The sequence below is a fragment of the Nonomuraea thailandensis genome, from assembly GCF_024172165.1.
Lineage (GTDB): Bacteria > Actinomycetota > Actinomycetes > Streptosporangiales > Streptosporangiaceae > Nonomuraea > Nonomuraea thailandensis.
This window is the reverse complement of sequence record NZ_JAMZEB010000002.1, coordinates 9,251,991-9,264,780: the sequence shown is the minus strand read 5'-3', so window position 1 is coordinate 9,264,780 and position 12,790 is coordinate 9,251,991. Positions and strand designations below refer to the sequence as shown.

Genomic DNA, 12,790 nt, shown 5'->3' with positions numbered 1-12,790 from the left:
AGAACAATGATGGTCAAGACCGATCAAGGGAGAGCCGCGCATGGCAGTGCTGACGGAAGATGTCCGGATACTCCTGGACGCGCCGAATTACGCGACGGTGACGAGCCTCAATCCCGACGGAGGGCCGCAGTCGTCGGTCGTGTGGGTGCGCACCGACGGCGACGACATCCTCTTCTCGACCGTGAAGGGACGCAGGAAGCCGCGCAACTTCGAGCGCGACCCGCGGGCCAGCCTGCTGGTCATCGACCCCGACGATCCGTACCGGTACGTGGAGGTCCGCGGGCGGGTGACCATGACACCCGATCCCGAGGGAGCGCTCATCGAGGAGCTGTCGCAGAAGTACCAGGGCACGTCCTGGGAGGACAAACCGGGCACCGAGCGGCTTATCGTACGGCTCTCTGCCGACAAGGTCATCTTGCGGGGTTGATTTATCGGCGTGCTGACCGCCCTGAGGCGTTAGCCTTGCCTTTGTGAGCCTGCACATCTACGACACGAGCACGCGCGCCATTCGTGAATTCGTTCCGGTCGAAGCCGGCCGGGCGTCGATTTATCTGTGTGGGGCCACCGTGCAGGCTCCGCCGCATATCGGGCACATCCGCTCGGGTGTGAACTTCGACGTCCTCAGACGCTGGCTGATGCGCTCCGGCTACGACGTGGCGTTCTGCCGCAACGTCACCGACATCGATGACAAGATCATCAGGGTGTCGGCCGAGGAGAGCGTGCCCTGGTTCGTCGTGGCCGAGCGCAACCAGCGGGCCTTCACCTGGGCCTACGACACGCTCGGCTGCCTGCCGCCGACCGTCGAGCCGCGCGCCACCGGGCACGTGCCCGAGATGATCACGCTGATGGAGCGGCTGATCGAGCGCGGCCACGCGTACGCCTCGGGCGGTGACGTCTACTTCGACGTGCGGTCCTACGCCGACCGCTACGGCTCCCTGTCCAACCAGAAGCTGGACAACATGCGGGCCGCGGCAGACACCGACGACGAGTCCTGCAAGCGCGACCCGCGCGACTTCGCCCTGTGGAAGGGCGAGAAGCCGGGCGAGCCGACGTGGCCGACGCCGTGGGGCCCCGGGCGGCCCGGCTGGCACCTGGAGTGCTCGGCGATGGCGACGAAGTACCTGGGGCCGACGTTCGACATCCACGGCGGCGGCATCGACCTGATCTTCCCGCACCACGAGAACGAGATCGCCCAGTCGCAGGCCGCGGGCGACGGCTTCGCCCGCAACTGGATGCACAACGGCATGCTCAAGATCGGCGCCGAGAAGATGAGCAAGTCGCTCGGCAACTCGCTGCTGATCCCCGAGATGGTGCAGAAGGTCCGGCCCGTGGAGCTGCGCTACTACCTGGCGGGCCCGCACTACCGCTCCTCGATCGACTACTCCGAGGAGGCGCTGCTGGAGGCCGCGGCCGCGTACCAGCGGATCGAGGGCTTCGTCACGCGCGCCGCCGAGGTCATCCACGACGTCGACGCCGACGCGCCGCTGCCGCAGGCGTTCGCCGACGCGCTCGACGACGACCTGGGCACGCCCCAGGCGCTGGCCGTGGTGCACGAGGTGGTGCGCGAGGGCAACGTGGCGCTGTCGCGCGGCGACAAGGAGGCCGTGGCGCGGCTGCTGGCCGAGACCCAGAACATGCTCGACGTGCTCGGCCTCGACCCGCGCTCGCCGCAGTGGCGCGGCGCCGGGTCCGACCTGACGCCCGTCGTGGACGCGCTGGTGGCGGTGGCGCTGGAGCAGCGCAAGGCGGCCAGGGAGCGCAAGGACTACGCCGCCGCCGACGCCATCAGGAACCAGCTCGCCGCCGCCGGCATCACCGTGGAGGACACGCCGAACGGGGCGCGCTGGGAGCTGAGCCGTTAGGGCGGGGGCGTCTGGTGGCTCGGGCTCGCCAACAGCCCGAGTACCCTTGATTCCATGGCAGCAGGCGGTAGGGCTTCGGGCAGGCCCGCGAAGAAAAAGGGCCCGTCCAAAGGCACCGGAGGTCAGGGCCGCCGGTCGCTCGAGGGCAAGGGCGCGACCCCGCCCGCCGAGATGCGCCACTGGTACAAGGACAAGGCACGCACCGAGCGCATCGCCCGCGAGGACCGCGACGGCACCCGCCGCGCCGCGCCCGCCAGGCAGCAGCGCCGCTCGGAAGACGCCCCCGACTACGTCGGCGGCCGCAACCCGGTGCTGGAGGCCCTGCAGGCAGGCGTGCCGGCCAGCGCCCTCTACGTCGCCCAGCGCATCGACAACGACGACCGCGTACGCGACTCCATCAAGATCGCGGCTGAGCGCGGCATCGCCCTCCTGGAGGTCAGCCGCGACAAGCTCGACCGCCTGACGGAGGGCGGCGTGCACCAGGGCATCGCCCTGCAGATCCCGGCATACGACTACGCCCACCCGTCGGAGCTGGTCGAGCTCGCCCAGGACGCCGCCGAGGTACCGCTGATCGTCGCCCTCGACTCGGTCACCGACCCCCGCAACCTGGGCGCCATCGCCCGCTCCGCCACCGCCTTCGGCGCCCACGGCCTGCTCATCCCGTCCCGCCGCTCGGCCGGCGTCACGGGCGGCGCCTGGAAGACCTCGGCGGGCACCCTCGCCAACCTCCGCGTCGCCCGCGCCGCCAACCTGACGGCCGCCCTGCGCGAATACCGCGAGTCCGGCCTCTTCGTCATCGGCCTCGACGGCGCCGGCGAAACCGACATCGGCGACGTCGACCTGCTGACCGAGCCGCTGGTGGTCGTCGTGGGCTCCGAGGGCAAGGGGCTGTCGCGGCTGGTGCGGGAGCACTGTGACGTCGTCACGCGGATCCCGATGCAGGCGGCTGCGGAGTCGCTCAACGCGGGGGTGGCGGCTGGGGTGGCGCTGTATGAAGTCGCTCGTCACAGGCGTCTCTAGCGTCTACACTGGTAGGCCGTGCCGACGTAGCTCAATCGGCAGAGCATCTGTCTTGTAAACAGAAGGTCAGGGGTTCGATTCCCCTCGTCGGCTCTGCATCCAGAAGGCCCCTGAACAGGCGTTACGCCGTCAGGGGCTTTCTTGCGTCGCCGGCGAGCCTGGGCTAGGAGTTCATCTCATAGCGGTACCAGTGGCGCGGGTCTCCGTGCTCGTGCAGCCACAGCGTGCCGTCTCTGCCGATCTTTCCTCGGGCCCAGCCGGTCGGGTGTCGGTCGTGGGGAAGGAGCAGGTTCAGCCGGTGCGACTCGGTGATGGTGCCGTTCTGTCGGCGGCCTCTGCGGAGCTCCCAGCGGAACCCGCCGGCCGCTCGGTGTTGATCGAGGAAGGCGAGCTCGTCGCCGGAGACGGCCAGGCCGTCGCTGCTTGTGATGGCGTTCGGGGTGATGCTGCGGACGCCGTGACCATCGACCTCGATCAGGGGGAAGTCGGGGTAGGGGCAGGCATGGACCACTTCGTTTCCGACGTTCAGCGCGTAGCAGTCGTACCAGAAGGCGTCCGAGGTGTGGGGCGGCGCCATCCAGGGGTGGCCGCCGTTGTTGCGTAGAAGGCCGACAGGGTATGGCCGCCTTCATCGATGACCCGGACGCTTTTCGTGAGGTGTAGCTCGTCCTCCGGGATGGGCTCCTGGTAGCGCTCGACGTCGATGTCTACGCGCGCACAGCGTGCAGCGGCCAGCACGATGCCGTCGCCGTGGGTGTAGATGTGGGTGAACCGTTGGTCGAAAACTGTCAGCGAAATCTCGCGAGTCTCCGCGCCATCACAGATGACGGCGGTTGCGGGTGCTGAGCAGGCGCCCGTGACGGTGGTGGAAGATCGGCGGAGCGTTCGTCCCGGCACGATCGCCGAGAAGGGAGCGCAAGGTGACGCCCGAGGATGTGGTGCGGCGTACGAAGCGGATCGTGATCAAGGTGGGTGCCGCATTCGGCGAGACTGAGCGCTTCGGGGCTCGTGGGGAAGGCTTAAGGCTTTCGCGCTGGCCGTTCTACTTCGGTGGACGCGCGGGGGTGCTCGGTGATGTGGACGCCGAGGTGGTGGCGGCGGCGTGCGGGTTCTTCTCGCCGGACCTGGTTCGTGACGCGTGGGACACCGCACGGGCCGTGGTTCCGCTCAGAAGCATCGTTGAGGTGGACGTGGAGGAGTGCACGTACTGGGCACGCACCACTTACGGTGACCTTCCGGAGCTCGGTCAGTTGGCCGATCTGGCCGAACGGGTGGCGGAGGCAGCCGAGCCAGTCGGCCGCCCGCTCTTCGCGGCATGGCGATCGCTTGTGGTGGCCGATGAGGATCCGGCGTCCCGGGTCGCTCTCGCATTGCTGCGGTTGCGCGAATATCGGGGCGCCTCTCATCTGATCGCCGTCCATGAGCATGGCCTTACGCCGCTCAGAGCCATCCTCGCCGGGCCTGGAGTCGACAAGGCGAGGGCGAATGGATGGGATGGACCGTGGCCGTCGGCGCCGGAGACTGACCCCATGGCCCTCGCCAGTGCGGAGCGGCGAACGGATGAACTCGCCGCTGTACCGTTCGCTGCCCTGACGCCAGTGGAGCGGGAGCGTTTTGTGCGGCTTCTCGGCCAGGTTCATGACGCCTACGGGCACAGACAGCATCCGGATCAGACATAGCTGCTTTCGGTGTTGGGGCAGGCCATTCGAAGCTGCTCAGCATGAATTTCCCGCAACCGCGGATCCGCAATGAACTACGTGGAACCACCCGCTCGTTATGTGCCGAGGCCGTCGTCGGCGAGACCGTGTGGGAGGGGAGCGCACTCGTGCTCGTTGATCCAGAGGCCTGCCTGTTCCAGGAGGGGTTCGGGGGCGTGGCCGGTGCTGCGGAACACGAAGCCGACCCTTGCCGGTTCGGTGTATAGCTCACGCCTGTCGGGTGAGCTATTCGGGTCTGTTCGCCAACGGCAGCATGCCTTGTCCAGTGATGCCGTGATCTGCCTCATGGTCATCTGAGAGGAATAGGCGGTGAGTACGTTCGTTTCTGGCTCAGGGAGCTCAACGGGGTCGTGTCGAGCTTGGACGCTGACCATCGTCACGGTGCGGCAGTGGCAGACGCAGAGTTCGACGTGTCCGTATGAGAAGAGGTGGGGCCACCTTTTCCGCCGGCTGACACGGCCGATGTCCCATGGCGGGCCGAGGGTCTTGGCGATGCTGTTCAGAGATGCGCCGCAGCGTATGGGCCCGATCTCGCCTGTTGCACCGAAGAGAATCATGATGGCGAGCGCTGTCACGATGCCGGAGCATAGTGGCTCGCTTGAAGGCGTCTGTGGAGGATTGCAGGGGCTGCATCGCCACCCGCGGAATCTATCCATGCTTGCGTTGCTCTGGAAAGATGCGGGCGCAACCGAAGTGCACTACTCAACTGGTCGTGATGGGAGCGGCACGTCATGGACGATGGTTCGCCAGCCTGGGGCGAGGTGTCATCCCACCATCGTCGGTTTCAACAGGGGCCGGGATTGCGGGTGGCGTCCTGATGGACTGTCGTCGTCCGCATGACACGAACAGCTGTCTCGGATGCAGATGTCGGGATGCTTGTGAGTGGTGGCACTGAACACGAGGTTTCAGGTGATGGATCCGGCCGACACGGATCATTTGACGAACATCTCATGTTGGTCGACCGCGTAGGTTCGGCTAATGAACGAGTTGTGGAGTTTCGGGAACAGCTCGTGGTGCCACCGGCTGGAGAGCACTACGGCACTCTGAACGAAGATGAAGATGAAGATGAAGATGAAGACGTGCCGATGGAGGAGAATTGCGCGTGGCTCAAGATGCAGGCCGGTATCGGTCTCGACATCGCGGCGCGCGGGCCGGGGAGCCGCCTCATGGGTTTCGACGCCTATCATCACGTCGGCCTGGCATTCGGCAACGATTGGCCGCCCCTGCGGGAGGCCACCCGCGAGATGCTGCGCTTGGCGAGCGATTGATGGCAAGTCAGCCGTGACCGCGCTTCGTCCCTCGGCGTGGCTCACCGAGCGACTCCTCCGAGAGAATGGCCGCATGGATCCTGTGGAGATTGTCGTCGGCCGAGGCGGACAGTCCGATCGTGTGCTTATCGAGGTTCGCGGTCGCATGCACCCTGGCTCCACCGATTTCTGGGATGGGAACTGGTTGACCTCTCCTGTTCGTGCGCGGGTCGGCGGGTTCGCCGCCAGGATCAACGCGGGGCTCCGGATCGATGAGCTTCGCGACTTCCGAGTGGCGTTGGAGCGTGTCTACACAGAGGTCCAGGGAAGCGCCACCTTGTCGTCGATGGAGAATTGGATTGAGCTCACCATCGAATGCCATCCCACAGGTTCTCTGTCGGTGTTAGGGACTCTGGGTGATGATCCTGGGATGGGGAACATCCTTCACTTCATGATCAAGGATTTGGACCAGACGGACCTTCCGCCGATCGTGGACGCGCTAATTGCTGTTGAGGAGCGATTCCCCGTTGTGGGCCGCGCATGACAGCGCTTGCCCGGCGTCGTCGGGGAGCCGCCAGGGTCGGTGTGGAGGAGTAGTAGGGCGAGGGCGGCGGGCACGGCGTCCGCGGGCCCCGGCGAAAACAGAGGTCAGGGGGTCGGCGGGGTGGCATACTCGCCGGATGCCGTCCCACGTCTCCCGCGAGAATGCGATCCACCTGACCGGGCCTGTGCCGACGCTGGCTCTCGTCTCGGCCGAGCCGGTCGAGCAGCTTCCCGAGCTCGAGCTTCGCTCGGGTGAGCCCTCCGTGTGTGTCGGCTGGCAGCTTCTGACGGCACTTGCCTTCTCGGTCGTGGACGGGCCTGGTGATGCCGGGTTCCTGGTCGATGGGCTGGTCTCTCCCGATGAGGTGGAAGAGCGGTTCGGCTGGTTGAGGGCGGTGGATCGGGCCGGGGGCGCTGTGGTGGTGGTTGCGGGCTCGCGGGAGCAGGCTCGTGACTGGAGCGCGGTGGCCGGGAGCGGCGGGGCGCGCGGGGGGTTCGTGGCTTTGAGGGAGCGGGACGAGGGGGAAGATCAGTGATTCGGTTCTTGACAGCGTCTTGACTCGGACGTGGAGAACCGGCGGACGCGGGCGCGGATCTTAGGAAAGGATGAGTCGCCGGAAGAGCACCTCGGGAAGTGAGGTTCGGGTGAGCGACCTGCGCGGCGTTGTGGAGCAGCTGATTCGCCGGCCTGCGTTCTGGCGTGCCGATCCGCCGCTTCCCATCCTGTACGTCACGGGCGGCTCGCACGCTTCTGTCGCCGTCGAGACGCTGGTTGGAGCGTTCCAGAACGGTGTGCCCTTCGCCCGTGCCGAAGACGACGGGGCCACGGAGAGCGACCCGCATCGGAGGCTGTTGAAGCTGGTCGAGGCGCTGGCCGCGGAGATGGGCAAGCCGGTGAACGGGTCGCTGCTGCCGCCGCCGCGCTTTCCGCTCGCCCAGTTCGTGATCTGGGCGCGGGAGCAGTGCCACGGGCGGCCGGAGGGCTTCGAAGGGGACTGGCCGCCGCGCTTCCGGACGAACAACGGCTACGGGGAGTTCAAGCACCGGTTCAGGGGCTGGCAGCGCAGCAAGTACGGCAGCGAGCACCGCACCAGGACCTCGGCCGACTTCGCGTTCCGGGCGGCGGTGGCGTGGGTGCCCGTCGGCACGCTGGCGGTCTGGCTGGCCGGCACGAAGACCGACCTCATCCCGTGGGACAACCTGGTGGCCCTCGTGCCGTGGGCGGTCGGCCTCGCGGTGATGCTGGTCGGCACGGTGTTCCAGGGCCTGATGTCGGTCACCGGGTCACTCTTCTACCGCTCCTTCCGCAGGCAGCCGTACGTCACACGGCGGCGGTTCGAACGGTTGCCGCAGTACGCGCTGCGCGTGGCGAACGCGGACGCCGCCGAGGCCGAGCAGTTGCTGGTGCACGCGCTGCTGCGGGATCTGCGCGAGGCCTACAAGAAGCGTGTCCTGCCGTGGCCGAACTGGGGGCGCGAATGTTACGCGCTGCTCGTCCTCAAGGTCACCGATCCCGGTGGCGTGCACGCCAGGTTCCTGCGGCTGATGGAGCGGACCACCGAGGAGACGGGTCTGCTGCCTCCCCTGGTCGTGGTGGCGAGCGTGCCCGACGTCACTCCCCGGTCCCCGCGTTCTCCGATGAGCCTCGGCCGGGTCTCCGAGGCGGTGAGGCGGTGGCGGACGGAGGCCGCGCGGCGGGTGCCCGATCTGCGCCTGCGCATCGACACCCCCGGGCCGCCGGAGGTCACCGCGTTCCAGCCGCGGCGCCCGCGGCGCTCGCGTGCCGTGGGCTACTGGTCGGTGGTCCTGGCGGTCCTGCTGGTGCTGCCCGGATGGGGCGGTTTCCAGTGGTGGGACCGGTGCGGTGGCCGGGACTGGGCGGAGATGAAGGGAGGGGAGTGCGTCGGCATCCTCAACTGGGAGCGGCTCAACTACGGGCGGCTCTTCAACCGAGACGTCCGGGCTTGGCTCAGCAAGATCGACGTCAACAACCAGCAGGCCGAGAAGTCGGGGAACTACGTCGACGTGGTGCTGTTCGGCGAGTACTCGCCGTGGAACGTCGATCCGGACGACCCCCGGGTCGTGAGCGGGCTGTCGGAACTGGCGGCGGCCGAGTACGTGCAGAGCAACGTCCACAGCTCACCGCGGCTGCGCATCCTGGTCGCCAACGGAGGCGACGACTTCAGCAAGGCGCCCGAAGCGGCGAGACAGATCGCCGCCATGGCCGAGGGCAACCGGAAGCTCATGGGGGTGGTGGGGCTCCCGCGCAGTCTGAGCGGCATTCGCGAGGCGATCGAGGTGCTGCACAAGGCGAAGATCCCGATGGTGTCGAGCACGGCGACGGCGGACACGATGGGGACGATCGCCTCGGGGAACCACTCCCAGTACTACTTCCACGTGGGGCCGACCAGCCATCGCGAAGCGTGGATGGGTGTGAGCTTCGCCAGGTCGTTGTTCGCGGCCGGCAAGCGGATCAAGGTCGTCATCGTCAAGGACAGGACGAGCAAGGATCACTACACCGGCAACCTGGCCGACGACTTCAAGGCCGTGCTCCAGAAGCAGGCGATCTTCAAGATCGTGGACGAGTTGCCGTACTCCGCGCACGGGGGGCTGCCTCCTGCCGCCGCCGGGGCCTGCCGCCGGGAACCCGACGTCATCTTCTACGCCGGCCGGGCGGTGGACTTCGTCGACTTCCTCACGGCCGTCGAGGGCCGGAGATGCGGCAAGGTGAAGGTGATCGCGGCCGACGACGTGGCCAGGGTGATGCCGCACCACGGCGAGGCGATAGCCGCGATGAAGCAGGTCGACGTCTACTACCTGGGGCTGGCGGGCCGCTGGTTGTGGGAGCTCCCCGGCAAGTCCGGCGAGCGGCCGACTCGCACGAGATTCGCCAATCATCTGCTGGACAACCAGCTCACCGACATGTCCGAGGACAATCTCATCCTGACCTACGACGCGATCAGCCTGATGTACCAGGCGATCAGCGACGCCTTCGAGCCGGAGACGGCCGAGGAGGCACGCGAGGACGAGCTGCCCGGCCGGGGTGAGATCAAGCAGCGGCTGGAGGGCACCACCCTGCGCGACGCGTGGGAGGGAACCAGCGGGTTGATCGACTTCCGCGGCGCCGGTCACGAGCCGTACGACAAGGTGATCGCCGTCATGAGACCTGGCCGCCAGGGCATCCCGGTGCTCTACTGCGGGACCCTCGATCCCGACCACGCTCGCAAGAGTCAGGGCGAGGTGTGCAAGGGCGTGCCCGCGTCCGTCTCGCCCTATGCGAACGAGGGCGACCCCGTGATCGAGGGCGATCCCGCGATCGAGGGCGATCCCGCGATCGAGGGCGATCCCGCGATCGAGGGCGATCCCGCGATCGGGGGTGATCCCGCGGTCAGGCAGGGCTGATCGTCGCGGCGAGCGTGGCGCCCAGCTCCCAGCAGGCCGCCAGGTCGTCCTTGCCCGGCGCGCCCGTCACCGCCACCGGCGGATGGGCGCGCTGCCAGCCCAGCCCGGTCGTGATCGACTCCACCGCCCGGACCGCGCCGGTCGCGTCGCTGTTGCCGTGCACGTACAGCCCGTACGGCAGGCGCCGCGTCTCCTCCAGACACGGGTAGTAGACGGTGTCGAAGAAGTGCTTGAGCGCTCCGCTCATGTAGCCGATGTTGACCGGTGTGCCGAGGATGACGCCGTCGGCCTCGAACACGTCCACGGCGGTGGCGCGCAGCGCGGCACGGGTGACCACTTCGACGCCCTCGACCTCGTCCGTGGTGGCGCCCTGCCGTACCGACTCGAAGAGCTCCCGCAGCGTCGGGGAGGCGGTGTGATGCACGATCAGCAGGCGTGACACGGTGCGATCCTCTCATGAGCGGGCTCGCTAGCCGCCGCGGGTCACGGTGGCGCGGGGCAGCGATTCGTACAGGGCCTCGGGCGAGCCGACGACGGCGTTGAGGCCGCCGTTGACGATCTGCCCGGCGGCGTCGCCGGAGACGAAGGGCTGGGAGGTCTGTCCCTCGACCCTGATCAGCATGCGGGTCGGGGTGCAGAACAGGCTGACCTCGCCCTCGTGGGAGACGGCCGCCGCCGGCTCCACCGGGCCGGAGAAGCCGTCCTCCCGCTTCGGCTGACCCTGCGACCCGGTCAGGTCGACGTGCATGCTCCAGCCGGCGCCGGCCAGCCCGCACAGGCCCGAGGAGTGGATCCACGCGAGCAGGTCGTACGAGCCCACCCTGATCTGCGCCAGTGCCCGCTCGGCCTCGTCGGGCACCTCGGGCCGGTCGATCAGGCCCCGCAGCTCGGCCAGCGGCCACCGGGCCGGGTCCTTGAGCACCGGGTCGGCGGGCGGCGTGGCACAGGCCGTGGCCGCGAGCAGGAGTGACGCGAGCACGGCACGGGCCGGACGACGGATCAAGGGTGCCCCCGTTCGGGTCGAGTCAGTCGATCTTCCCATCGGAGCCCGACGCCAGCAGCCCGTTGAGCTCGCCGAAGTCGAGGGCGCCGTCCAGGGAGTCGAAGGTGCCCTCGCCGAGGAGTTCGAGGGTGACCTGACGGGCCGTGGCGTAGGCGGCCTGGGCGACGGCCGAGCCGAGGCTGATCCTGCGGACCCCGGCCCCGGTGAGGGCGGCCACGTCCGGGCCGCCGGGCATCGCCATGGCGTTGACCGGGATCGGGGAGGCGTCGCAGAGGGTGCGCAGGGCGGTCAGGTCGAGCAGGCCGGGCACGAAGACGCTGTCGGCGCCGGCCTCCGCGTAGGCGAGCGTGCGGGCGACGACCTCGTCCAGGTCGCCGAGGCCGAACAGGATGACGTCGGTGCGGGCGTTGAGGACCAGCGCCGGCAGGCCCGCTCCGGCGGCGGCGGCCCGGGCCTCCCGGATGCGGGCCGCCTGCTCCTCGATCGTGTACAGCGGGCCGCCGGCGGCCCGGGAGTCCTCCAGGTTGACGCCGACCGCGCCGGCGGCGATCACTTCGGTGACGGTGGCCGCCAGGTCGTCGTAGCCGCCCTCGACGTCGGCGGTGACCGGGACGTCGACCACGGCCGCGATCCGGGCGACGACGCCGATCGCTTCGGCGCGGCCCAGCGCCTGGCCGTCCGGGCGCCCCAGGCTCCAGGACAGGCCGGCGCTGGTGGTGGCGATCGCGGGGGCTCCGGCCGCGGCGATCACGGCGGCGCTGGCGGCGTCCCAGGCGTTGGGCAGGAGCAGCACCGCATCGTTCTGGAGCGAGCGGAGCAGGTCGGCCTTGGCGGTGGCGGTCATGGGAAGGGCTCTCCTCGGCAGGTGGACGTCGTCTCGCTCACAGGTATAGCGCCGGGCCGGGCGCGGCCTGCAGCGGATTTCGGACATCATCATCCCGTACCGCCACGAAGCTCGCGTGTCGCTCACGGGCGGGTGTCAGCGAGATGGACGGCACCGGGCCATGCCGCAGGAGACCGGTCAGCGGCACCCGGGCCCGCAGGAGACCGGTCAGCGGTAGCCGGTCGCGTCCGCGGGCCTGCCCGCGTCCTGGACCTCCACGAGGTAGCGCCAGCAGTCGGGTTGTGAGCCGTCCACGTCCGTGAAGCCGTACTCGCGGGCGAGTTGACCGCTGGACAGCGACTGCCCGCTCCAGCGCATCACGTCCGCGTCCGCGGCCAGTGCGGCGACGGCGCGGCCGACGTAGCGGGGCGTCTCGGAGATCACGAAGTGCGGCTCGCGGGCGGTGGCGTCGCGCCAGTTCGCCTCGCTCACCCCGAAGTGCTCCAGCATCAGCTCGGACCTGAGCCAGCCGGGCGTCAGCGTCACGGCCGCGCAGCCGTGTTCCCGCAGCTCATGTGCCTGTGCGAAGCCGAGCCTGAGCACGGCGCTCTTGGCGTGGTCGTAGAAGAACGAGACGCGGTAGTTGTCGTCGTTGTACTCCTTGGTGCCGTCGGTCATCTCCACCACGAGGCCGCCCGGACGTTTGATCAGCAGGGGCAGCGCGTAGTGGCTGGTGATGATGTGCGTGTCGATGGCGAGCCGGAGCAGGCGCAGCCCGGCGTCGAGGTCGTGCTCCCACAGCGGGGTGTCCCACTGGGCCAGCAGCTCCCCGCCCCAGATGTCGTTGACGAGCACGTCCAACCGGCCGTGGTCGCGCTCGATGCGATCCACCAGGGCCCTGACCTGGTCACGTTCCAGATGGTCCACCTGGACGGGGATGCCGTGGCCGCCCGCCTCGTCCACCAGCGCCGCCGTCTCCTCGATGGTCTCGGGACGGTCGTACTCGGATCGGCTCCGGCCGCTGGTGCGGCCGGTCACGTACACGGTGGCTCCGGCGGCGCCCAGCTCGACGGCGATGCCGCGGCCGGCGCCGCGCGTGCTCCCGGTCACCAGGGCGATCTTGCCCTTCAGGTCGTCACTCATGCGGAGGACGCTAGGACGGAAAGCCGACA

General features: G+C 68.7%; 14 protein-coding genes and 1 tRNA gene. 9 read left to right on the top strand and 6 right to left on the bottom strand.

The genetic code is table 11. The annotated features are described in order from the left end of the window. The first annotated feature begins 40 nt into the window (after positions 1 to 40). The 4 genes from HD597_RS46430 to HD597_RS46415 all read left to right on the top strand — a co-directional run bounded on the left by HD597_RS46430 (position 41) and on the right by HD597_RS46415 (position 2,975). Positions 41 to 427, top strand: coding sequence for a PPOX class F420-dependent oxidoreductase (locus tag HD597_RS46430; protein ID WP_253752989.1), 387 nt, complete (start codon positions 41 to 43; stop codon positions 425 to 427). Positions 428 to 470: 43 nt separating this feature from the next. Beyond that, positions 471 to 1,862 (top strand): cysteine--tRNA ligase, encoded by a 1,392-nt coding sequence (gene cysS, locus HD597_RS46425; RefSeq protein WP_253752987.1) that lies wholly within the window; start codon positions 471 to 473, stop codon positions 1,860 to 1,862. Between the two features lie 54 nt (positions 1,863 to 1,916). Next, a complete protein-coding gene (rlmB, locus tag HD597_RS46420) occupies positions 1,917 to 2,882 on the top strand; it encodes a 23S rRNA (guanosine(2251)-2'-O)-methyltransferase RlmB (protein WP_253752985.1) in 966 nt (321 codons plus the stop codon). Positions 2,883 to 2,902: 20 nt separating this feature from the next. Beyond that, positions 2,903 to 2,975: transfer RNA gene (locus HD597_RS46415), tRNA-Thr, on the top strand. 70 nt (positions 2,976 to 3,045) lie between these two features. On the opposite strand, the gene HD597_RS46410 is transcribed toward HD597_RS46415, so the two are convergent. Beyond that, positions 3,046 to 3,459, bottom strand: coding sequence for a hypothetical protein (locus tag HD597_RS46410; protein WP_253752983.1), 414 nt, complete (start codon positions 3,457 to 3,459; stop codon positions 3,046 to 3,048). A 343-nt stretch (positions 3,460 to 3,802) separates the two neighbouring features. Here HD597_RS46410 and HD597_RS46405 point away from each other — a divergent pair, with 343 nt between their 5' ends. After that, positions 3,803 to 4,561, top strand: coding sequence for an SCO6745 family protein (locus tag HD597_RS46405; RefSeq protein ID WP_253752981.1), 759 nt, complete (start codon positions 3,803 to 3,805; stop codon positions 4,559 to 4,561). 95 nt (positions 4,562 to 4,656) lie between these two features. On the opposite strand, the gene HD597_RS46400 is transcribed toward HD597_RS46405, so the two are convergent. Further along, a complete protein-coding gene (locus HD597_RS46400) occupies positions 4,657 to 5,175 on the bottom strand; it encodes a hypothetical protein (RefSeq protein WP_253752979.1) in 519 nt (172 codons plus the stop codon). Positions 5,176 to 5,436: 261 nt separating this feature from the next. Between HD597_RS46400 and HD597_RS46395 the strand changes: the two genes are divergently transcribed. From HD597_RS46395 to HD597_RS46380, 4 genes are all read left to right on the top strand, one after another. Beyond that, the gene (locus HD597_RS46395; protein ID WP_253752977.1) at positions 5,437 to 5,868 is read left to right on the top strand and encodes a hypothetical protein; all 432 of its coding nucleotides are present in this window, start codon (positions 5,437 to 5,439) and stop codon (positions 5,866 to 5,868) included. Positions 5,869 to 5,941: 73 nt separating this feature from the next. Then, complete coding sequence (locus HD597_RS46390) at positions 5,942 to 6,391, top strand: WapI family immunity protein (protein ID WP_253752975.1); 450 nt, start codon at positions 5,942 to 5,944, stop codon at positions 6,389 to 6,391. 136 nt (positions 6,392 to 6,527) lie between these two features. Further along, positions 6,528 to 6,926 carry a hypothetical protein gene (locus HD597_RS46385; RefSeq protein WP_253752973.1) on the top strand — a complete coding sequence of 133 codons (399 nt, stop codon included), beginning with the start codon at positions 6,528 to 6,530 and terminating at the stop codon, positions 6,924 to 6,926. 109 nt (positions 6,927 to 7,035) lie between these two features. Continuing rightward, the gene (locus HD597_RS46380; protein ID WP_253752971.1) at positions 7,036 to 9,792 is read left to right on the top strand and encodes an ABC transporter substrate-binding protein; all 2,757 of its coding nucleotides are present in this window, start codon (positions 7,036 to 7,038) and stop codon (positions 9,790 to 9,792) included. Here HD597_RS46380 and HD597_RS46375 read toward each other — a convergent pair. The 4 genes from HD597_RS46375 to HD597_RS46360 all read right to left on the bottom strand — a co-directional run bounded on the left by HD597_RS46375 (position 9,779) and on the right by HD597_RS46360 (position 12,761). Next, entirely contained in the window at positions 9,779 to 10,234 is a 456-nt protein-coding gene (locus HD597_RS46375; protein ID WP_253752969.1) for a flavodoxin family protein, read from the bottom strand. The two genes, HD597_RS46380 and HD597_RS46375, sit on opposite strands and share 14 nt — an antisense overlap. A 27-nt stretch (positions 10,235 to 10,261) precedes the next feature. Further along, positions 10,262 to 10,795: a hypothetical protein gene (locus tag HD597_RS46370; RefSeq protein WP_253752967.1), complete on the bottom strand. Its 534-nt coding sequence runs from the start codon at positions 10,793 to 10,795 to the stop codon at positions 10,262 to 10,264. Positions 10,796 to 10,817: 22 nt separating this feature from the next. Then, a complete protein-coding gene (locus tag HD597_RS46365) occupies positions 10,818 to 11,639 on the bottom strand; it encodes an isocitrate lyase/PEP mutase family protein (protein WP_253752965.1) in 822 nt (273 codons plus the stop codon). A 207-nt stretch (positions 11,640 to 11,846) separates the two neighbouring features. Continuing rightward, a complete protein-coding gene (locus HD597_RS46360) occupies positions 11,847 to 12,761 on the bottom strand; it encodes an SDR family oxidoreductase (RefSeq protein ID WP_253752963.1) in 915 nt (304 codons plus the stop codon). Positions 12,762 to 12,790: the final 29 nt, after the last annotated feature.